At 68.9% G+C, this 20,197-nt stretch carries 20 protein-coding genes; 9 read left to right on the top strand and 11 right to left on the bottom strand.

Annotation, left to right across the window (positions count from 1 at the left end):
- Positions 1 to 114: 114 nt before the first annotated feature.
- The 3 genes from ASF87_RS07060 to ASF87_RS07070 are packed head-to-tail and all read right to left on the bottom strand — an operon-like array spanning position 115 to position 2,575.
- Positions 115 to 957, bottom strand: a complete 843-nt coding sequence (locus ASF87_RS07060) for an SDR family NAD(P)-dependent oxidoreductase (protein WP_056375227.1) — start codon at positions 955 to 957, stop codon at positions 115 to 117.
- Positions 954 to 1,709 carry a hypothetical protein gene (locus ASF87_RS07065; RefSeq protein WP_056375230.1) on the bottom strand — a complete coding sequence of 252 codons (756 nt, stop codon included), beginning with the start codon at positions 1,707 to 1,709 and terminating at the stop codon, positions 954 to 956. Before ASF87_RS07065 ends, ASF87_RS07060 begins: the two co-directional genes overlap by 4 nt.
- The gene (locus tag ASF87_RS07070) at positions 1,706 to 2,575 is read right to left on the bottom strand and encodes a hypothetical protein (RefSeq protein ID WP_235558892.1); all 870 of its coding nucleotides are present in this window, start codon (positions 2,573 to 2,575) and stop codon (positions 1,706 to 1,708) included. The genes ASF87_RS07065 and ASF87_RS07070 overlap by 4 nt, the downstream gene beginning before the upstream one ends.
- 138 nt (positions 2,576 to 2,713) lie before the next feature.
- Here ASF87_RS07070 and ASF87_RS18015 point away from each other — a divergent pair, with 138 nt between their 5' ends.
- Together ASF87_RS18015 and ASF87_RS07080 are read left to right on the top strand one after the other, a co-directional pair.
- Positions 2,714 to 3,268: an ArsR/SmtB family transcription factor gene (locus ASF87_RS18015; protein ID WP_056375232.1), complete on the top strand. Its 555-nt coding sequence runs from the start codon at positions 2,714 to 2,716 to the stop codon at positions 3,266 to 3,268.
- Between the two features lie 103 nt (positions 3,269 to 3,371).
- Positions 3,372 to 4,814, top strand: a complete 1,443-nt coding sequence (locus ASF87_RS07080) for a serine hydrolase domain-containing protein (protein WP_442922803.1) — start codon at positions 3,372 to 3,374, stop codon at positions 4,812 to 4,814.
- 91 nt (positions 4,815 to 4,905) lie between these two features.
- Here ASF87_RS07080 and ASF87_RS07085 read toward each other — a convergent pair whose 3' ends face one another.
- The gene (locus ASF87_RS07085) at positions 4,906 to 5,256 is read right to left on the bottom strand and encodes a TraR/DksA family transcriptional regulator (protein ID WP_056375237.1); all 351 of its coding nucleotides are present in this window, start codon (positions 5,254 to 5,256) and stop codon (positions 4,906 to 4,908) included.
- Between the two features lie 169 nt (positions 5,257 to 5,425).
- Between ASF87_RS07085 and phnD the strand changes: the two genes are divergently transcribed.
- Genes phnD through ASF87_RS07110 form a run of 5 tightly spaced genes read left to right on the top strand, consistent with a single transcriptional unit; the run spans position 5,426 to position 9,461 of the window.
- Positions 5,426 to 6,328: a phosphate/phosphite/phosphonate ABC transporter substrate-binding protein gene (phnD, locus tag ASF87_RS07090; protein WP_056375240.1), complete on the top strand. Its 903-nt coding sequence runs from the start codon at positions 5,426 to 5,428 to the stop codon at positions 6,326 to 6,328.
- The gene (phnC, locus tag ASF87_RS07095; protein ID WP_235558893.1) at positions 6,325 to 7,188 is read left to right on the top strand and encodes a phosphonate ABC transporter ATP-binding protein; all 864 of its coding nucleotides are present in this window, start codon (positions 6,325 to 6,327) and stop codon (positions 7,186 to 7,188) included. The genes phnD and phnC overlap by 4 nt, the downstream gene beginning before the upstream one ends.
- On the top strand, positions 7,172 to 8,065 hold the full coding sequence (gene phnE, locus ASF87_RS07100; RefSeq protein WP_235558894.1) for a phosphonate ABC transporter, permease protein PhnE: 894 nt from the start codon (positions 7,172 to 7,174) through the stop codon (positions 8,063 to 8,065). The genes phnC and phnE overlap by 17 nt, the downstream gene beginning before the upstream one ends.
- Positions 8,062 to 8,826 carry a tyrosine-protein phosphatase gene (locus ASF87_RS07105; protein ID WP_056375244.1) on the top strand — a complete coding sequence of 255 codons (765 nt, stop codon included), beginning with the start codon at positions 8,062 to 8,064 and terminating at the stop codon, positions 8,824 to 8,826. The genes phnE and ASF87_RS07105 overlap by 4 nt, the downstream gene beginning before the upstream one ends.
- Positions 8,827 to 8,834: 8 nt before the next feature.
- The gene (locus ASF87_RS07110; RefSeq protein ID WP_235558895.1) at positions 8,835 to 9,461 is read left to right on the top strand and encodes a TetR/AcrR family transcriptional regulator; all 627 of its coding nucleotides are present in this window, start codon (positions 8,835 to 8,837) and stop codon (positions 9,459 to 9,461) included.
- Between the two features lie 158 nt (positions 9,462 to 9,619).
- On the opposite strand, the gene ASF87_RS07115 is transcribed toward ASF87_RS07110, so the two are convergent.
- Positions 9,620 to 9,943, bottom strand: a complete 324-nt coding sequence (locus ASF87_RS07115) for a cupin domain-containing protein (protein WP_157550019.1) — start codon at positions 9,941 to 9,943, stop codon at positions 9,620 to 9,622.
- 95 nt (positions 9,944 to 10,038) lie between these two features.
- On the bottom strand, positions 10,039 to 12,579 hold the full coding sequence (locus tag ASF87_RS07120; RefSeq protein WP_056375245.1) for an MMPL family transporter: 2,541 nt from the start codon (positions 12,577 to 12,579) through the stop codon (positions 10,039 to 10,041).
- 72 nt (positions 12,580 to 12,651) lie between these two features.
- Here ASF87_RS07120 and ASF87_RS07125 point away from each other — a divergent pair, with 72 nt between their 5' ends.
- A complete protein-coding gene (locus ASF87_RS07125; protein WP_235558896.1) occupies positions 12,652 to 13,221 on the top strand; it encodes a TetR/AcrR family transcriptional regulator in 570 nt (189 codons plus the stop codon).
- 30 nt (positions 13,222 to 13,251) lie between these two features.
- Here the strand turns inward: ASF87_RS07125 and ASF87_RS07130 are convergent, their stop codons facing one another.
- From ASF87_RS07130 to ASF87_RS07140, 4 genes are all read right to left on the bottom strand, one after another.
- The gene (locus tag ASF87_RS07130; protein WP_056375250.1) at positions 13,252 to 13,962 is read right to left on the bottom strand and encodes a DUF2786 domain-containing protein; all 711 of its coding nucleotides are present in this window, start codon (positions 13,960 to 13,962) and stop codon (positions 13,252 to 13,254) included.
- 236 nt (positions 13,963 to 14,198) lie between these two features.
- Complete coding sequence (locus ASF87_RS17820) at positions 14,199 to 14,342, bottom strand: hypothetical protein (RefSeq protein ID WP_164481679.1); 144 nt, start codon at positions 14,340 to 14,342, stop codon at positions 14,199 to 14,201.
- Positions 14,339 to 16,672, bottom strand: a complete 2,334-nt coding sequence (purL, locus tag ASF87_RS07135; RefSeq protein ID WP_056375252.1) for a phosphoribosylformylglycinamidine synthase subunit PurL — start codon at positions 16,670 to 16,672, stop codon at positions 14,339 to 14,341. Before purL ends, ASF87_RS17820 begins: the two co-directional genes overlap by 4 nt.
- Positions 16,673 to 16,869: 197 nt before the next feature.
- Positions 16,870 to 17,811, bottom strand: coding sequence for a helix-turn-helix transcriptional regulator (locus ASF87_RS07140; protein WP_056376386.1), 942 nt, complete (start codon positions 17,809 to 17,811; stop codon positions 16,870 to 16,872).
- A 100-nt stretch (positions 17,812 to 17,911) separates the two neighbouring features.
- Here ASF87_RS07140 and ASF87_RS07145 point away from each other — a divergent pair, with 100 nt between their 5' ends.
- Positions 17,912 to 18,373, top strand: a complete 462-nt coding sequence (locus tag ASF87_RS07145; protein ID WP_056376387.1) for a VOC family protein — start codon at positions 17,912 to 17,914, stop codon at positions 18,371 to 18,373.
- Between the two features lie 174 nt (positions 18,374 to 18,547).
- On the opposite strand, the gene ASF87_RS07150 is transcribed toward ASF87_RS07145, so the two are convergent.
- A complete protein-coding gene (locus ASF87_RS07150) occupies positions 18,548 to 20,035 on the bottom strand; it encodes a serine/threonine-protein kinase (RefSeq protein ID WP_056375254.1) in 1,488 nt (495 codons plus the stop codon).
- Positions 20,036 to 20,197: the final 162 nt, after the last annotated feature.

Genomic DNA, 20,197 nt, shown 5'->3' on the forward strand with positions numbered 1-20,197 from the left:
GGCCACGTGACCCGGTGAGCCAGCATACTCCTGCCGTCTGGGAGAGGTCTCCGCGCGGTGCTGAGCTGCCCGCCGGCGCGTGCGGGATGCGGGGGCTCGGCGCCGGGCCTCGTGTCAGCTCGCGCTGATGCCGACGAGTTCGGCGCTCTTCTGCCACAGCGCCTCGGCCAGTGCGGCATCCTCGATCCGCGGGTTCACGCGACGTGTCAGCACACGTTCGTCGTAGTACTCGCCCGAGATCCAGGTCTCGTCTGGCGTGCCCTCGATGAACCAGCTCAGCGTGCTGCCGCCCTTCTCGCTGCTGATCAGCAGCAGGCGTTTGAGCGGGGTGCGGTAGACGAATCGCATGGGCGTGTTCGAGTCCGAGGCGAAGTTCGTCTGCACGGTGCCGGGGTGAAAGGCGACCGAAGTCAGCCCCTCGCCGTGGAACTTCGCATGCAGGCTCTTCGTGAACAGCACGTTGGCGAGCTTCGCATCGCCATACGCCCTGTTGGCGCTGAAGTTCTTGCGGTTGTCGAGGTCGTCGACGTCGAGCCGTGCGAACAGGCGGTGCGCGACGCTCGACGTGTTGATGATCGACGCGCGGCCGGCGCGCAGCTGGGGCAGCAGCAGGTTCGTGAGCAGGAACGGCGCGAGGTGATTGACCTGCATCGTCTTCTCGAAGCCGTCGACCGTCGGGGTCTGATCGCCGAAGATGCCACCGGCGTTGTTCGCGAGCACGTCTATCCCGCCGTCGCCCACGGTGTCGGCGATCTTCGTCGCGAGCTCGCGCACGTCGTCGAGTCTGGTGAAGTCGGCGGTGAACCACTCGGCACCGGTGTCGGCGGCGACCGCCCTCGTCTTCTCGACAGAGCGGCCGACGAGGATGAGTCGGTGACCGGATGCGGTGAGCTGGCGCGCTGCGGCTGCGCCGATGCCGTCGGATGCTCCGGTGAGCACGACCGTCTTCGGGGTCACGAGGCCACCTTCTGTGCATGCCCTGCGGTCGCGCCCGCATCCGCCGTGCGGCGGCTGCGCGCGATGTAGACGGTGTTCGAGGAGGTGCCGCCCGTGACGGCGTTCGCGAAGTCGACCACGTGGGCGACCGCATCATCGAACACGCCGTGCATCAGGCCCATGAAGTCCTCGTCGGGCGGATCGTCCGACCACAGGGCGAAGACGCCGGCGGCGGCGAGGTGCCGGTCGAGCGCACGCAGGCCGTCCGCGGTGTAGAGGTCGGCGTGCGTGGGGTCGAGTTGGTGGCGCGGCGAGTGGTCGACGTCCAGCAGTATCGCGGAGTATCCGGGGTGGTCTTCACGGGGTGCTGCCCGGACCAGGGCGAAGAAGTCGTCTTCGACCAGACTGGTGCGCTGGTCGTCGACGAGCTCTGCCGACACGGGCAGCAGGCGGCGCTGGTGCCAGCTGATCACAGCGCCGAGCCGATCGACCACGGTGAGCGAAGCCACGCGCTCGTCTCGCAGTGCGGCGACCGCGGTGTATCCGAGCCCGAGCCCTCCGACGAGGACCGAGAGACCGTCGCCGCCGACAGCGGCCAGACCCAGGTTCGAGAGCTCTTCCTCGGCCACCGTGAACAGGCTCGACATGAGGTATTCGTCGCCGAGCCTGACCTCGTAGATCTCCTGGCCGACTGCAGGCTCGGTGCGTCGGCGCAGCGTCAGCTCGCCGATCGGGGTCTTCTGCCAGTCGAGCTCTTCGAATCGGGTGATCACTGCGGGGTCTCCCGGTCGTCGTTCGCGCTCGGCTGCGCGGGCTCGGCTGTTCTGGTTCGGGGCGGGGGTGTCTTCGTCGCGGAGGGCAGGACGATCCTCTCGGGCTCCGAAGCAGGCGAGGCGGCGGCCGTCGCGTGCTCGGGCAGCTCACGGGCCACCTGCTTCTCGAGCACCTGCACGGCCTCGTCGCTCAGCAGGATCAGCCCTTCCAGTTCGTCGCGCACGCGGCGGTAGGCGACGTTGCGTTCGGCCTGCGTGGCGGATTCGTCGACCGCGACCTTGAGCAGCTGCTGCGCACGGTCCAGACGTTTGCGCTCGGGTTCGGTGAAGGTCGAGTCGCGCAGCCTGCGCGCATCCTTCTCGGCGATCTCGAATGCCACGGCATACGCGCCCACCGCGTCGAGGTACTCCGAGACCTGCCGCTCGGTCACGGTCGCGTCGGCAGACGGCGGGCGCAGCGCATCCGCCGTCTTCTTGGCCCGCAGGAAGGCGGCGACAAGCGGCTGACGGCCGTCGCTCATGGCGGGGAAGGCGATGAGCTTCGCGACGTCGAGCTCGTAGTCGAGCCAGCGGGCGGTGATCTCGTCGTGCTCGGAGAAGAGACGCTCGAGCAGGGTGTTCGGGGCGACCGATGCCCTGGTGTCGACGACCGCCGGGCCGATGCGCTTCGCGCGACCGTTGCGGGCCTCCAGCTGGGCGGTCTTGATCTCGGCCTTCAGGCGCAGAGTCTCGATGCGTCGTTCATGGCGGCGCCTCGCGCTGCGCTCCCACGCCTTCGCAGCACCTCCGGCCATACCGAGGATCGGGAAGGCGAGCCACCAGTAGTTGCCCGCAAAGATCCAGAAGCCCCGGATGAACTCGTCCATGATGTGCTCAGCCTACTTCTCGGGCCTCGCGGCGTCGCCTGCGGTTCGTTCGGGAGCTTCTGAGCCGGCATCCCTGCTCTGGGCCGGGCCGCAAATCCCCCATTTTCCGTAATTACGAACTTTTGATAGGTTCGCATCATGGAACCCGACAACCAGAGCACGGTCGAGCGCCGACTCGCCGACCTCGAGCACGAGGTCGCCCGGCTCTCCGCCCTCGCTGCGCGCGGTGCCGAATCCGCTGAGGCTGCGGAACGGGATCCGGATCCGTCGGATGCTGCGCCCGAGCCGGCCGGCTCCGACGACCCGCTCTGGTTCGTGAACGAGCTCGGCCGTCGTGCGCCGGGGGCCGTGATGATGGCCGGTGCGGTCGAGACGCAGGCGGGGCCGGTGCGCTGGCAGTACGGCCTGCACGCCGAAGGGCTGCTCGCGCACGACTGGAGCGATCTCGCCCGTCCGCTCGAAGCCCTGGGGCACCCGGCGCGCATCGAGCTCGTGCGCCAGGTGATGCGCGGAGCGCACACGACGGCCGAGCTGCTGCAGCTCGAGCACCTCGCCTCGTCGGGCCAGCTCTACCACCACCTGCGGCAGCTCGTCACTGCGGGGTGGCTCGTCTCTCCGCGCCGCGGGTACTACGAGGTACCGGCCGCCCGCGTGGTGCCCCTTCTCGTGCTGACCATGATCGCTTCGAGCTGAGGAGCCCACCGTGACCACCCCCTCGATCCCTTCTCCAGACCTGCAAGACCGCCAGAGCGCACCGGATGCTCCGCGCCGCCGCCCCACTCGAGCGATCCTCGCCGTGATCGGCGCGGCTGCAGCCGTCGGCGTCGCGCTCGGTGCGGCGATCGGTCCGCAGCAGCAGACGGTCAGCGCGTCGACCGCAGGCGATGAGGCGCTCGCCGACCGCATCCGCTCTCTGCCCGGTGGTCTCGACAGCTTCCGGGCGCTCTCGGTCGCCGAGATCGGCGCAGACGGAGCCGTCTTCGCGGGACTCGGCGATGCCGACCCGTCCGCCCCTGGGGCTCCGACCGCCGACACGGTGTTCGAGCTCGGCTCCATCACCAAGACCTTCACCGGCGCGCTGCTCGCCGATGCGATCGAGCGCGGAGAGGTCAGCGCCGACGATCAGCTCGCCGAACACCTTCCCGAGCTCGAGGGCGCGGACGCCGGCGAGGTGACGCTCGCGTCGCTGTCGCAGCACTCGTCGGGTCTGCCCGGGCTCGGCGCCACGGCTGAAACGGAGGCACTGAGCGGCGTCCTCCTCAACGAGAACCCCTACGCGACCACCACGACCGAGCAGCTGATCGCCGACGCCGCAGTCGCCCCGGTCGACCCCGATCAGGGTTCGGTCTATTCGAACTTCGCCGTCTCGCTGCTCGGAACGGCGCTGGTCGAGGCAGCGGATGCCGATGACTACGCGACGCTGCTGAGGGAGCGCATCACGGAACCGCTCGGCATGGATGACACGGTCGTCGCGGCGACGGCCGACGAGGTCCCGGCTGATGCTGTGCCCGGATTCCTGATCAACGGCGTCCCCGCTCCTCGGTGGTGGGGAGAGGGCTACCTGCCGGCCGGCTCGTCGACGTTCACGACGGCCGCCGATCTCGCGACCTGGGCGCAGGCCAACCTCGACGGCACAGCCCCGGGCGCAACAGCCCTCGACCCGACCGCCCCCATGGGAGAAGGGGCCGAGATCGGATGGGGGTGGATCACGTCGACATCGTTCGACGGCGACGGCCTGCAGACCTGGCACAACGGCGGAACCGGGGGATTCCGCACCATGCTCACGCTCGACCGTGAGTCCGGCACCGCCTTCCTCGCGCTGTCGAACACAGTGGCCCCTGCCGACTACATCGCGATGTCCTATGTGTCGGGCGCGCCGATTCCGGCGGTCGACAGTGCATCCGTCGGCATCGCGTGGGGCATCTTCGGTCTCGCTGTGCTGTTGAGCCTGGTGGCCCTGATCCGCGCGTTCCGGGTGAAGGCCCTGCTGCCGTCGATCGGCGACCTGATCTGGGCGGCGTTCGGCCTCCTGCTGCTCTGGCACAGCGGGCCGTGGTTCTCCGTCGGCGGCTGGCTGTGGGGCATCGCGTTCGCGCCGGCGCTCGCCGCGATCGGCGTACTCGTGCTTCGTGGGTCGCGGGCTCGCCTGCCCTTCCTCCCGCGCCGGCGGGCGTGGTACTGGTGGGCGGTGGCCGTGATCGGCGCGGTATGCACCGTCGGGGCCACGTTCCTCTGGTGATCCTGCACGGGGTACCGGCGTGCTCGGTCGTCGAGCGACGACGGCTGCGCCTCCCGAGATGAAACGTCGTCAGGTCGTCTGAATCTCCGGCTCAGAGGCCGAGCTTCTCGGCACACGCGACACAGTGGGTCGCGAACGGACGCACGTCGAGACGAGCCTGCGGAATCGGTCTGCCGCAGTTCGCGCAGATGCCGTAGGTGCCGGCATCCCACCGAGCGATCGCATCGTCGACCTGCCGGAGTTCGGATGCCGCGGCCTCGGCGAGCCCGGTCAGCCGTGACCACTCCGAGGAGAGCGTGACGCCTTCGGGGTCGTGCTCGTCATCGTCGTTCGAGCTCTCACGGTCGTGCATGAGCTCGGCGAGCGCGGCTCCGGTCGCCTCGACCCGCTCCGCCGCCTGGGCGCGCAGCCGTTCGAGGCGAACACGGACATCGGGGGTCATCCGCACACTCTAGGCCCGGGCGCCGACATCCGTTCCCCCGACCACCGACACCAGCCGTTCACTCAGCGTTCCGTTTCGAGTACGGCGGTCTCGTAATTCCCTGTCACCTTCGCGAGTTGGAATACTCCTGTTCTCGGAATTCGGGAACGTCTCCTCCCGAAAGGTCATCATGCGCCGCCTCACCCTGCCCGCCGTCGGCCTCCTCGGCGTCGCCGCCCTCGCCCTGACCGGCTGCCAGAGCCCGTCTGCCGAAGCGGCTCCCGCCGACCCGAACGCTCCCATCACGATCGCGACGCTTCCCGTCGGCGACGACCCCACCGCCGAGAACCCGATCGAGGTCTTCGCCGAACTGCTCGAAGAGTCCACCGGCCGCGATGTCGAGATCACCGATGTGCCCGACTATCTGAGCGTCGTCGAGGCGATCCGTGCCGACCACGTCGACATCGGCATCATGAGCGGTTTCCCCTCCGCCCTCGCCGTCAACACGGGCGAGGTCGACGCACTCGTCGCCTTCCAGGGCGACGGCAAGCCGGTCTCGACCTGCGTCGTGCTGAACGATTCGCCGATCGAGACTGTCGAAGACCTCGAGGGCAAGACCGTCGCCTTCGCCGACCAGGCGTCGAGCTCGGGCTACTTCATGCCGGTGTACATGCTGCACGAGGCAGGGCTCGAGCAGGGAACCGACTACGAGGCGATCTTCGCGGGCGGCCACGAGGGCAGCTTCGCGGCGCTGCAGCAGGGGCAGGTGGACGCCGCGTGCACCGCGGTCATGCTCACCGAGCTGGGCGCCCCTATGTTCCCCTTCGCCGACGGCGAGTGGCGCGCGGTGGGCGAGAGCCCGGCCATGGACATCCAGGGCGCGGTGCTCGGCCGTCAGTCGCTCGATGACGAGACCCGCAAGCTCATCCAGGACGGCATCGCCGAGGTCTTCTCGCCCGAGAACGCCGAAGCCCTCGGAGCCTACGGCGCCTTCGCCGCGGCAGAGCAGACGGTCGACCCCGACGGCTCGTCGTTCGCCTCGTTCGCCGAGATCGCCGAGGTCGCGGGCGTCGAGCTCAAGGACCTCAAGTGACGAACCCCTCACTGATGAGGGCGGATGCTGCGGCATCCGCCCTCCCGGCCCCGGCCACCGGATCCGCCCGCACCTCCACCGCCGAGCTGCGCCAGGCTCTGCCGCTCGTGTCGGTGCGCGACCTCAGCGTCGCGTATGACGCCACCACGGTGCTCGACGGCGTGGACCTCGAGCTGTTCGCCGGCGAGATGGTCGCGCTGCTCGGCGCCTCGGGGTCGGGCAAGTCGACGTTGATGCGCAGTCTCACCGGCTTCGCCCCGATCTCTGCGGGGTCGGTCAGGGTCGCCGGCCACGACGTCACCAACCTCGCACGCGGAGAGCTGCGCACCCTGCGGTCGGATGTCGGCCAGGTCTTCCAGCAGTTCAACCTGATCCCGCGGCTCAGCGTCATGACGAACGTGCTCACCGGAGCGCTGCACGGCGCCGGCGCGATCAACCTGGTGGGCGGCTTCTCGACTGCGCATCGCCGCCGCGCGCTCGAACTGCTCGACCGCGTCGGCATCGCTCACAAGGCCACTGCCCCTGCGCGGTCGCTCTCGGGCGGCCAGCAGCAGCGCGTGGCGATCGCCAGGGCGCTCATGCAGCAGCCCAAGGTGATCCTCGCTGACGAGCCGGTCGCATCGCTCGACCCCAAGCTCGCCGATTCGGTGCTCGAACTGCTGCGCGAGATCGCCACCGAAGACGGCATCCCGGTGCTCGTCAGCCTGCATGTGCTGCCGCTCGCCCTCGCGCACAGCGACCGCATCATCGGCCTGCGGCACGGACGGATGCTGGTCGCCGGCGCCACATCGCAGCTGGATGCCGCGGCACTCGCGCCGCTCTACGACGACGAGGAGCACGACGATGACGCTCACCACTGATCCCCGTTCGACGGATGGCCCGGCGGGCCGCTCGACGGATGGCCCAGGCGGCAAGGCCGACCGGCCGTCCACTCGCCCGACCCTGGATGCCGGGGAGCGCTCGCGCCTGGAGCGCGCCTTCCGCATCCCACGGGCTCGATTCCTGATCGGCCTGCCGATCGCCGCGCTGCTGCTGATCTGGTCATTCAACGGCGCCGAGTTCAACTTCATCAAGCTGGGTGACGGCGCCGTCAACATGGGCGAGTTCCTCTCCCGGCTGTTCCCGCCGGACTTCTCGAAGATCGGCACCATCCTCGCGCTGCTGCTCGAGACGTTCCAGATGGCCGTCGTCGGCACGGTGCTCGGCGCCGTGCTGTCGCTGCTCGCCGCGTTCGGCGCATCGTCGAACATCGCGCCGAAGTGGGTCTACTACCCGACGAGATGGGTGATGAACATCATCCGCTCGGTGCCCGATCTCGTGTTCGCGCTCATGTTCGTCTCGGCCGTCGGACTCGGCCCGTTCGCCGGCATCCTGGCCATGACCCTCGGATCGATCGGATCGATCGGCAAGATCTTCGCCGAGGCCATGGAGCAGGTCGACCGCGGACCCGTCGTCGCGATGGAGGCCGTCGGCGCCTCGAAGCGGCAGGTCATCCAATACGGCATCCTGCCGCAGTCCGCGCCCCTGCTGACCTCGTACACGCTGCTGCTGTTCGAGGGCAACGTGCGAGGCGCGACCATCCTGGGTCTCGTCGGCGCCGGTGGCATCGGCCTCGAGCTGACCACCGCGATGCGCATGTACGACTACGGACACCTCAGCGCCATCATCATCTGCATCATCGTGCTCGTCACGGCGATCGACCAGGGCAGTGCCCTCATCCGAAGGAGAATCACATGACCATCGCAGACATCGACCTCGTGCTCAGCGCCCCCGTGAACCTGCGCGACCTCGGCGGCATTCCGATCGACGGCGGCGTGCTGCGCGAGGGCCTCGCCATCCGCACCGACGACCTCGCCTACGTCACGACCGACGTCGCCGCACAGCTCGTCGCCGCGGGGCTCACCGCGATCATCGACCTGCGCTCGCCGCTGGAGGTCTCGGTCACCGGCCGCGGCCCTCTCGCCGAGTACCCGGTGGCCTACCACCACCTGCCGTTGATCGCGGATGTCGGAGAGTCGATGAACCGGGATGCCCCCGAGCTCACCCACGACGCGATGGGGCGGATGTACCTGCGCATGGTCGAGGTCGCCGCACCGCAGCTGGTCACGGCGCTGAACGTGATCGCACACACCCCGGGAACCGCGGCGTTCCACTGCGCAGCCGGTCGTGATCGCACCGGTGTGGTGGCGGCGATGCTGCTGCTCGCACTCGGCGCGGCGGATGACGACATCGTCGCCGACTACGCGCTCACCGGCGGCAACATGGTCGCGATCATGCAGCGGACCGCCCCGGTGATGGGCGCGATGTGGAAGGCGCTCGGGTTCGACGCGGGTGCCGCCGGGGCCAGCTCGGCTCTGCTCGAGGGATCGATGGAGGTGTCGATGCGCACCCTGCTCGACACGCTGCGCGCGCAGCACGGCGATGCTCTCGCACCGCTGCGAGCGGCAGGGCTGTCGGACGCGACGATCACGCGTCTTCGCGAGCGGGCGCTGGTGTGATCACGGCTGTGGCACAGGATGCTGTCGGGGCTGCGGTTCGCCGCCGCCCCGGCCGTCCGCGCGATGAGGACATCGACGGGCAGATCGTCGCCGCGACGCTCGAGATCATCGACGCGGGGGAGGAGGTGACCGTCAGCCGCGTGGTCGCACAGAGCGGGGTGAGTCGGGCAGCGCTGTACCGTCGGTGGCCGTCGCTCACGACCTTGATCGCCGCAGCGCTCGACGTCGGGCGCATGGTGCCGCCGGAGTATCCGGACGATGTCGATCTTCGTGATGCGCTGTTCGACGGGCTCGGACTCGGCGAGAGCGGAGTGGCTCTGTCGGTCGCGGCATCCGGGTATGCAGAGGAGCGATTCCGTCAGCGCATCCGGCTCGTGATGTCGGATCGCGCGCTGCAGAAGGCGTACTGGCAGTCACATGTGTCGCGTAGGCGGGTGCCGTTGCTGAACGCGCTGCGCGCAGGAATCGCTCGCGGCGAGCTGCGGGCTGATCTCGACGTCGACGCGTGCTTCGATGCGATCGCCGGCACCGCCTACTACCAGATCGTCGTGCGCGGCGACCGGATGGACGACCCCGCAGTCGCCGCCCGTCTCAGGGCAGCCGTCGAGGTGATCTGGCGCGGGATGGTGGTCTGACCCGGGTGTGGTCGTGCCGGTTCGTTTGGCTGGAGACCCGGTTCGTTTTGGCTGGAGACCCGGTTCGTTTGGCTGGAGATCGCATGCCTGGCGGGCGAATCGCCCGGGGCCTGTCCAGCCATTCGGGATTCGGCCATCCGACCGCTGAGCGAGGGTGACTACTCCAGCCACTCCGTGATGAACCGGTCGCTCGAATGGATGTGGGTGGCCTCATAAGTGCCGCCGTCGAGCACCTCGAAACGGTGGCCGACGAGCGCCGGAACGACCAGCACCTGCCCTCCGGATCCGACGACCCGCTCGTCGCCCACGGTGAACAGCGCGCGGCCTCGGTGGATCACGAAGGTCTCGACGTACGGATGCCGGTGCAGTCGCGGCCCGCTGCCGAGGGTCGAGGTGAACTCGCGGATGATGCTGACGGGTGAGCCGATCAGGTGGCCCTCGATGTTCGCGTCGAGGGCCACATCGATGGGTGCGATGGCCATGGTGCCTCCTTGCTGGCCGAGGCTACCCACGCTCGAGCGTCCGCGGAAGAGGAGGCGTGCTGTTGCCGCCTCATCCGGGTTCGGGGTGCGTGACGTCAGCGCGCTTCTGTGTTGTCTGCGGGCGCGACGACCTGAACCGTGTCGGTCCGCACGCCGGGGTGGTCGCGCTCGAGCGCTGCACCTTCCATGTCGACGTTGGGGAGGATGCGGTCGAGCCACCGCGGCAGCCACCAGGCCGAACGGCCGAGCAGGTGCATGAGCGCGGGCATGAGCAGCATCCGCACGACGAAGGCGTCGAGCAGTACACCGAAGGCGAGGCCGAAGCCGATCGAGCGGATGATCGTCGACTCCGAGAAGATGAACCCGCCGAAGACCGAGACCATGATGAGTGCCGCGGCGACGACGACCGAGCGTCCGGCTCGGAAGCCCTGGGCCACCGCATCTCGGGCTGAGGCGCCGTGCACATACGCCTCGCGCATGCCCGAGGCGAGGAACAGCTGGTAGTCCATCGCGAGCCCGAACAGGATGCCGACGAGGATCACCGGCAGGAAGCTCAGGATCGGACCCGTGCTGTGCAGACCGATGATCTCGGCGCCCCAGCCCCACTGGAACACCGCGACGATCAGGCCGTAGGTCGCGAAGAGCGAGAGCACGAAGCCACCGGTCGCGATGATGGGCACGAGCAGCGAGCGGAACACGACGATCATGATGAGCAGCGAGAGCCCGACCACGACCACGAGGTAGAGCGGCAGCACGCCGGCAAGCGCCTCGGAGATGTCGATGTTGGTGGCCGCCTGGCCGGCGACCCCGAGAGTGATGCCGCCGTCGAGCTGCGGCAGTGCGCGGATGTCCTGCACGAGCTTCTCTGTGGAGGCGCTGTTCGGGCCCTCTGCGGGGAGCACCTGGAACGCGAGCAGCGTGTTGTCGTCGGACGTCGCGATCGGTGCGACGCCGACGACGTCGTCCTGATCGGAGAGAGTCTGGGCGATCTCGACCTGCGTGGCGAGCAGGTCGTCGTCGCTGACCGCGTCGTCGAGAGTGGCGGTGACGAGCAGCGGACCGTTCGCCCCCTCGCCGAACTGCTCGTCGACGATGTGGAACGCGCGGTAGCTGGTCGAGTCGGAGGGCTCGCCCGCGCCGTCGGGCAGGCCGAGGCGCATCGACATCGAGGGGATCGCGACGATCAGCAGCGCGATGACGCTGACGAGCACGGTGACGATCGCACGCAGCGTCGACATGCGCTTGACGGGCTTGCCCGCGGCGTGCGGCTGACCGATCGTGGAGCGGGCCTTGCCGCTGAGCAGGCGGGTGCCGACGAGCCCGAGGATGGCGGGAGCGAGCGTGATCGCGACGAGCACGGCGACCGCGACGCAGACCGCACCGACGGTGCCCATGAGTCCGAGGAACGGCACGCCCGTCACATTGAGGGCGAGCAGAGCGACGATGACCGTGGTGCCGGCGAACACGACCGCCGTGCCCGAGGTGCCGGTGGCGAGGCCGATGGACTCCCTCACCGGCACACCGTTCAGCAGCTGCTTGCGGTGCCGGTTCACGATGAAGAGCGAGTAATCGATGCCGACCGCGAGACCCAGCATCACACCCAGCACCGGGGTGACGGATGCCATGTCGACGACGCCCGAGAAAGCGAGGGATGCGGTCACGCCGACGCCTACGCCGACCACCGCCGTGACGATCGGCAGGGCCGCGCCGATGAGCGTGCCGAGCATCACGATCAGCACGACCGCAGCGAACGCGAGACCGATCGCCTCTCCGACGCCGAAGATCTCGGGGACCCCCTGCGCGATGTCGGTGCCGAAGTCGACCTCGACGCCATCGATCGGCGAGGAGTCGAAGTGCTCGATCGTGCCCTGCTTGACCTCTTCGGAGAGTTCGAGGCGGGGATCTTCGAACGAGACGTTGACGATCGCGGTGGAGCCGTCGTCGGACACGACGCCGATGCCGTTCGTGAGATCGAGGAGCGTGGATCCGAGGTCGACCTTCTCGGCGTTGGCGTCGAGCTCGTCGCGCGACTCATCGATCGTCTTCTGCTGGGCTTCGAGTTCGGCGAGCTGGGCGTTGAGGGCGGCGATCTGCGCGTCGAGCTCGGCGAGCTGCGCGGAGGGGGCACCGCCCGCCTCGGCCTGTGACCGGGCAGTGGTGAGCTGTTCGAGACCCGCATCCAGCTGGGTGCGTCCGTCGTCGAGCTGTGTCTGACCGGCATCCAGCTGGGCGCGACCGCCCTCGATCTGGTCCTTGCCGTCTGCGAGGTCCTGCGCCTGCACGGCCTGCTGCTCCTGCGCGTCGAACGGGTCGACGACAGAGGCGACCCCGTCGAGGTCTTCGGCGCTCGCGGCGAGCTTCGAGATCTCCTGCTTCTGCTGCTCGGTGAAGGCCGAGCCGTCGGTCGTCCGGTAGACCACGGTTCCCGTGCCGCCGGCGGTGTCGGGCAGCTTCTCGGCGAGCTGGTCGGTCACGGCACCTGAGGCAGTGCCGGGGATGTCGAAACTGTTGCTCAGCGTGCCCCCGAGCGTGAGGAACGCGCCGACACCCAGGCCGAGGATGACGACCCACGAGACGATCACCGTCCACGCCTTGCGTGCAGCGAACGAACCCAGGCGGTACAGCAGTGAAGCCACAACGATCTCCTTCAGACGGATAGATCATACGGGGCGTCTCGTCTAGTGTTCTGTGGTTATCCTGAACGTGTGGTGAACGAGCATCGAAGCGGACCCGTGCGCAGCACTGCCGCCCGTGAGGCGATCCTCGACGCGACCTCTCGCCTGTTCCACAACCAGGGGTACGACCGGCTCACGATCGAAGGCATCGCGAAAGAGGCCGGGGTCGGCAAGCAGACCATCTATCGCTGGTGGCCGTCGCGCGGAGCCCTCATCGGCGAGTGCCTCGCTGAGGGCCGCCTGATTCCTGTCGACTTCGTCGTCCCGGATACCGGAGACCTCGCCGCCGACGTCGAGACCTGGCTGCGCAGCGTTCTCTCGATCCTCGAGGCACCCGAGGGAGGCGCTCTCCTCCGATCTCTCGTCGCAGCGGCGACGGAGGACGCCGGAGTCGGCGCGCACCTCGGCGAGAGCCTCGGTGTCGAGAAGTACCTCACCGAACGCATCCGTGGGGGCATCCGCGACGGGCAGCTCGCAGAGGACGCGCCTGTCGAGCAGCTCGGACGAGCGATCCTCGGCGCGATCATCGTCGAATCGCTGGGGCGCGAGCACCACGACCCGGATTCGATCGTGCGGCTGACCCGCTTCTTCTTCTCCCGCTAGGCGCAGCGGTCTCAGGCGCAGCCGGTGCGGTCATCGCGCCGCCACCGCTCTGCCGCCACCTGTCTGAGCCTCCAGACCTGAGCGGTGACCGTGCGCGAAGGAACCGGGGTCCGCACCGCGTCGCCGCCGTGAGTGCTTCGTCGCCATCTCATCGACCGCGGCATCCACGCGGCTCCGGCGCGAGGTGAGAACGAGCTCGGTCCCGGTGCCGCTCTCTTCGACGGCCGCGCGACGACTCTCCTCGATCCGGTTCATGGCACCGACGGCGAAGCCTCGGAGGAAGCCGCTGCGCGCTCGACGTTTCACCCCGTCGCGATGGCCGGTGTACAGGTCTCGATGCTCGAGCCACCAGTTGCGCATCGCGACCATCGCCTGCACCTCCAGGCTGGCTGTCAGCGTCTGGACCTGCCTCACATCCGACGAGTGTCCGACCAGGAGCAGACCCGCGAGCGGCGGGTGCTCGGCGAGCAGCGGGCGCACGACGCCGAGCGCCCGGGCGACGCCGATCCCGATCTCGCGGAGGTCTTTCGCGTAGACGCCGCGGAAGAGCATCCGCTCGGTGACGATCTGCTCGCGCGTTTGCCCCAGTCGGCCTCGTCGTTCATCGATCTGCGCCTGTTCGATCCCGTACTTCACGATGAGTCGTTCGGCGTGCTCGGTCAGAGCTTCGGCCTCTTCGGGCGTCGTGCTCTCGGCTTTGGCGAGCAGCTTCGCGATGAGATCGAGTTTGGCTTCGGTCATGGCATCCCCCTGAGATCTGTGATCCCTCGAATCCTTCGCGGGGGCGCCTACATTGCGCGGCTGAACTCCGGGGTCTGTGGAGAAGGTCAGAGCAGGGGAACCGGTGCAGAAGAGAACGTCGATTCAGATGCAGGCTCAGACCACAGGTGCATGCGCAGAACCTCGGGCCCGGGCATGCAGGTGCGGTCTGAGCCTGCGAGTGTCAGCTGAGCGGCGACGTCAGCCGAGAGACGATCTCAGCCGAGCAGCAGCGTGATGACGGTCGCGCCGCCGCCGCCGAGGATGAGCGCGATGATGACGCTCCAGGCGACGATGCGCAGACGGCGATTGCGCTTCTCGCCCAGGTCGCCGTAGTCCTCGCTCAGGCCGTCGCCGCTCATGCGCTGACCGGCTCGCTGACGGTCGGGCCGAAGGCGGCGGGCAGGGTGGCCTGCGAGCGCTCGCGGATCTCGGCGACGGGAACCGTGAAGACGTCCTGCACCTCGAGCTTCGCGCCCTCGGAGTCGGTCACGCCGATGCGCATCACGGGGTAGTCGCGGCCTTCGCAGAGCCCACGGAACTTCACGTCGTCCTCACGCGGGACAGTCACGATGACGCGACCGGTCGACTCGGAGAACAGTGCGGTTGCAGCATCCACTCCGTCGCGCTCGATGATCTCGTTGAGCCAGACGCGTGCGCCGACGCCGAAGCGCGAGACGCCCTCGGCGAGGGCCTGCGCGAGGCCACCCTCCGACACGTCGTGCGCCGACGAGATCAGCCACTCGTCGCGTGCCGCGCCGAGCAGACCTGCGAGGCGCTTCTCGCCCGCGAGGTCGACCTTCGGGGGCAGTCCGCCGAGGTGCTGGTGCACGGTCTCGGCCCACGCTGAACCCGAGAGCTCCGTCGAGGTCGTGCCGAGCAGATAGATGTTCTGACCCTCGTCCTGCCACCCGGAGGGGATGCGACGAGAGACGTCGTCGATGATGCCGAGCACGCCGACGAGCGGGGTCGGGTGGATCGGCACGTCGCCGGTCTGGTTGTAGAACGAGACGTTGCCGCCGGTCACAGGGGTGCCGAGCTCGTAGCATCCGTCGGCGAGACCGTCGACGGTCTGCCCGAACTGCCACATGACCTCGGGGTTCTCGGGAGAGCCGAAGTTGAGGCAGTCGGTGATCGCGGTGGGCACGGCGCCGGTGACGGCGACGTTGCGGTACGCCTCGGCCAGGGCCAGCTGCGCACCCGCATACGGGTCGAGCTGGCAGTAGCGGCCGTTCGCGTCGGTCGAGATCGCGAAGCCGAGACCCGACTCCTCGTCGACGCGGATCATGCCGGCGTCATCGGGGAAGGAGAGGGCCGTGTTGCCGAGCACGTAGTAGTCGTACTGGTTGGTGATCCAGCGGGTGTCGGCCAGGTTCGGCGAGGCGACCAGGTTGAGGAACTGCTCGCGCAGCACCTCGGGGTCGTTCGAGCGGGGCAGGTTCTCGGCGGCATCCGCCTGCAGTGCGTCGATCCACGTCGGGTAGGCGACCGGGCGGTCGTAGACCGGGCCGTCGACCGCGACGGTCGCGGGGTCGACGTCGACGATGCGCTCGCCCTGCCAGTCGATGATGAGGCGGCCGTCTCCGGTGACCTCGCCCAGCACCGACGTCTCGACGTCCCACTTCTGCACGACCGCGAGGAACGCGTCGAGCTTCTCGGGGGCGACGATCGCCATCATGCGCTCCTGCGACTCCGACATGAGGATCTCCTCAGCCGTGAGCGAGGGGTCGCGCAGCAGGACGTTGTCGAGCGAGACCTTCATGCCGCTGTTGCCGTTGGCCGCGAGCTCGCTGGTCGCGCACGAGATTCCCGCGGCGCCCAGGTCTTGGATCGCCTCGACGAGCTCGTCGCGGTACAGCTCGAGGCAGCACTCGATGAGCACCTTCTCGGCGAACGGGTCGCCCACCTGCACCGCGGGGCGCTTGGTGGGTCCGGTGCTGTCGAACGAGTCGGATGCCAGGATGCTGGCGCCGCCGATGCCGTCGCCGCCCGTGCGGGCGCCGAACAGCACGACCTTGTTGCCGACGCCGGTCGCGTTGGCGAGCTTGAGGTCTTCGTGGCGAAGGACGCCGACCGCGAGCGCGTTGACGAGCGGGTTGGCCTGGTAGACGGAGTCGAAGACCGTCTCGCCGCCGATGTTCGGCAGGCCTAGGCAGTTGCCGTAGAAGCTGATGCCGCTGGTCACGCCGTGCACGACGCGGGCGGTGTCGGGGTGGTCGATCGCGCCGAAACGCAGGGCGTCCATGATCGCGACCGGGCGTGCGCCCATCGAGATGATGTCGCGGACGATGCCGCCGACGCCGGTCGCCGCACCCTGGAACGGCTCGATGAACGAGGGGTGGTTGTGCGACTCGGCCTTGAAGGTGACGGCCCAGCCCTCGCCGACGTCGATGACGCCCGCGTTCTGGCCCATGCCCACCATCAGGCGTTCCTTCATCTCGTCTGAGACCTTCTGGCCGAAACGGCGCAGGTAGTTCTTCGACGACTTGTAGGAGCAGTGCTCCGACCACATCACGGAGTACATGGCCAGCTCACCGGAGGTCGGGCGGCGGCCCAGGATCTCCCTGATGCGGGCGTACTCGTCGTCCTTGAGGCCCAGCGCCGCGTAGGGCTGTTCCTTCTCCGGAGTCGCGGCTGCGTTCTCGACGGAGTCGGGGACGTGCTTGTGGGCAGGTGCAGGGGCGGTGGTCACGCGCACTCCTAGATGAGGGGCCGGCGGGGCATGGCCAGTCTACCGGGGGATGCTGTGGCCGATCGCCCGGGCGGAGGAGCATGACGAGTGCGTGGTCGAAAACGCATCCTGAACCGGGTGCGTGGTCGAAAAGGCATCCGAATCAACGCTGGAGCATGCACTTTTGACCACGCACGGGAAGCGATGCAGGCCGCAGATCAGGATGCGGCGGCGAACCGCCCCGTGAGGGTGCGAGCAGCATCCGCCAGAGCGGGTGGCCCGACGACCGTGAACGGCGCATCGAAGCGGGCGATCGACGCGAGGATGCCGACCCACGACCACGACCCGACCGTGACGCGACACGAAACGTCGTCGATGGGCTCCACCGTGCCGTCGCGGCCGATCCACTGCGCGACCTCGTAGGTGGGCAGGTCGAGCACGAGCTCGCCGATGCAGGGCCAGCGGTCCTCGGCATCCGACCCCTTCGCGCGAGCCGCCAGGTAGGTCTGCGCGCCGGCGGCGGGAAGTTCGCGCGGCGTGAAGGCGGGGCCGGTCGGGATGCGCGGGGTCATCCGATCGAGTCGGAAGGTGCGCCAGTCGTCGGCTTCGAGATCCCACGCGAGGAGGTACCAGCGTCCTTCGCGGGCGACGACGGCGTGCGGTTCGGTGCGGCGGGCCGGGCGGTCGTGGTCGCCGTAGTCGAAGCGCAGCACGTGCCGGTCTCGCACTGCGGCGCTGACGGCCTCGAGCACCGCCGGATCCACCCGGGTCTCGTTCTCGACGCCGGTGAAGCGGATGCCGTCGACCCGATGTCGCAGGCGCGACGGCATCACTTGGCGCACGGTGGCCAGCGCGCGAGCGGCGCCCTCGTCGATGTCGATCCCCGTGGCCGAGACGCTCTGCAGCGCGACCGCGATGGCGACGGCCTGCTCGTCGTCGAAGAGAAGAGGTGGCAGCTCCGATCCCGCAGCCAGCCGGTATCCGCCGTCAGGGCCCTTGATCGCGCTGATCCGATAGCCCAGTTCGCGCAGGCGGTCGACGTCTCGGCGCACCGTGCGCGGTGTGACGTCGAGGCGGTCGGCGAGCATCTGCCCCGGCCAGTCGCGCTGCGTCTGCAGCAGCGAGAGCAGGGCGAGCATGCGCGAGGAGCTGCCTGTCATGGCATCCATTCTGTGTCAGGTAGAGGACCGAAACTGTCCTCTTCTGCTGTGAGTGTTGGTCTCGACGGCGAATCCGCCGCACGACGATCGAGGAGACATCATGAGCATCGCAACCACCACCCACCTGAACTTCCGCGGCACCGCTCGCCAGGCGCTCGAGTTCTACGGAGCTGTCTTCGGCGGCGAGGTGACACTCGCCACCTACGGCGACTTCGGGATGCCTGCGGGCGTGCCAGGCGCCGACAAGATCGTGTTCGGGCAGGTCGAGAACGCCGACGGCTTCCGGTTGATGGCATACGACATCCCGGGTGCGGATGACTCTGACGCGACCGCGGGCACCACCGCGCGGGAGAACGGGATGACGATCACCGACCGCCCCTTCTTCCAGTCGCTGCGCGCCGACTCGCTCGACGAGCTCACCGGATACTGGGACGCTCTCGCAGACGGCGCCTCGATCGTCGAGCCGCTCGCCGCGTCGGCCTGGTCACCCGGGTTCGGGATGCTCACCGACCGCTTCGGCGTGACCTGGGTGCTCGACGTGCGGGCCGCCTACGCGGGCTGACGCACAGCGAGACTGTCGCGCCGTCGCGGCCGGGCGGCGGCGTCGGCGGTGGAGTTCTTGGGTTGGCACCTGCTGTCGGTGTTCCGAGGGGATACCGACGGGAGGTGTCAACCGAGGCGCGGAACCCACCCCGCCGCCAGCACGAACCTGCCGAGCGCGGAGGGTTCGCCAGTGCTACTTGTCCTTCTCCTTCGGCGTCTTGCCGTTGGACTGGCCCTTGTCCGAGTTCCCCGAGTTCCCCGAGTTCCCGGAGTTCCCCGGGTTGCCCTTGTCGGCCTTGTCTTCTTTGTTGCCGTTGCCCTGATTACCCGAATCGGTGACGACCTCGACCGGTGCGGCGGGGGCCTCTTCGGTCACGGTTTCTGCGGGCGTGGTCTCCGCAGGCGTCACGGCGGTGCGAGCCGCCACAGCCGACGCGAGCCGGCCGAGATCGGGGTTCGGCGCGGTGAAGGCCGCGAGACCCACGACGAGTGCGCCCGTCGCGACGAGTCCCGCTGCGCCGACGAGCATTCGTCGGCGGGGGTGGGGGCGCGCGCGCACTCGCGTCGGCGAGAGTGACGACGCATCGAGCACCGCCGTCGCGCCGGTGGTGCCGGCGATCTGCGTCGTCCGGGTTGTCGGGCCGGCAGCGGCCTCCGGCGCCGCCGGCGGCGCGGCGCTGCCGTCCGGCTGACCGACGACAGCCTCACTCGGCGGAGTCCCGCCGCGAGCTGAATCCGCACCGGCATCCTCTACCGGCGCCGTGCTTCCCACAGGATCCGCTCCGGCCGACGCGACGATGGCTGCCGCCGCCGCGGCGACTGCGGAACCGTTGGCGTCCGACGCATAGCCCCGCAGCAGACCTCGCGCTGCGCGAGCGACCTCGGCCGCGGTCGGTCGCTCTTCGGGCTCGAGCCGCGTCATGCGGGTCAGCAGATCGCGCCACTCCTGGGGAACCGTCTCGGAGATCCTCGGCGGTTGCGCGAGGCGGGCGATCGCCGCCGCGCGCCCGGAACCGAGCGCGGCGTACCCGGTCTCCCCCGAGAGGGCTTCGAGCACGACCAGGCCCAGCGCGAAGACATCGACCGGAGTGCCGGGGGCGGCGTCGCGCAGCTGCTCCGGAGCCATATAGGTGAGTGTGCCGAGCACGATCCCCGGCGTCGTGAGCCGAGTGTCCTCGATCGACGTGGCGATGCCGAAGTCGGCGAGCTTCGCGGCGAGAGGCCGGCCCGACCGACCCCGTGCCAGCAGCACGTTCGACGGCTTGACGTCACGGTGCACGATCCCCGCCGCGTGCACGGCGGCCAGTCCCTCGGCGAGGTCGCGAGTGATGCGCGCGACGTCTCGGGGTGGTAGCGGGCCTTCGGCCATGCGCGCGGCGAGGGTCGGTCCGTCGACGAACTCCATCACGAGGTATTGGGGGCGCCCGGGGACGAGCTGCGCGTCGTACAGCGTCACGAGCGACGGGTGGCTCAGCGACGCGAGAAGCGCCTTCTCGGTGTGCGCCCGCTCGATCGATGCGACCGGGCCCTCGCCGTGGATCATCTTGATCGCGACGATGCGTCCGAGGTGCGTGTCTTCAGCACGATAGACGGTCGCCATGCCGCCCTGCCCGACGCGGTCGTGCAGCACGTACCGTCCGTCGAGGAGTGCAGCCGTGGGCGAGACCACTTCCAACGTCATCACTTGCTCCCTGCTGATGCATCCGGGTCATGCATCCGATAACCGTAAACCGCACGAGCAGAGCTCGTCACAGGGCTTGACGTCGCGACTATTTGGTGAATGGTCCGCTCTTTCGACCTTCATCGCGACGCTCATGGCCGTCTGACGACGGGGCGGCACACT

The sequence above is a fragment of the Microbacterium sp. Leaf161 genome (assembly GCF_001423645.1).
Lineage (GTDB): Bacteria > Actinomycetota > Actinomycetes > Actinomycetales > Microbacteriaceae > Microbacterium > Microbacterium forte.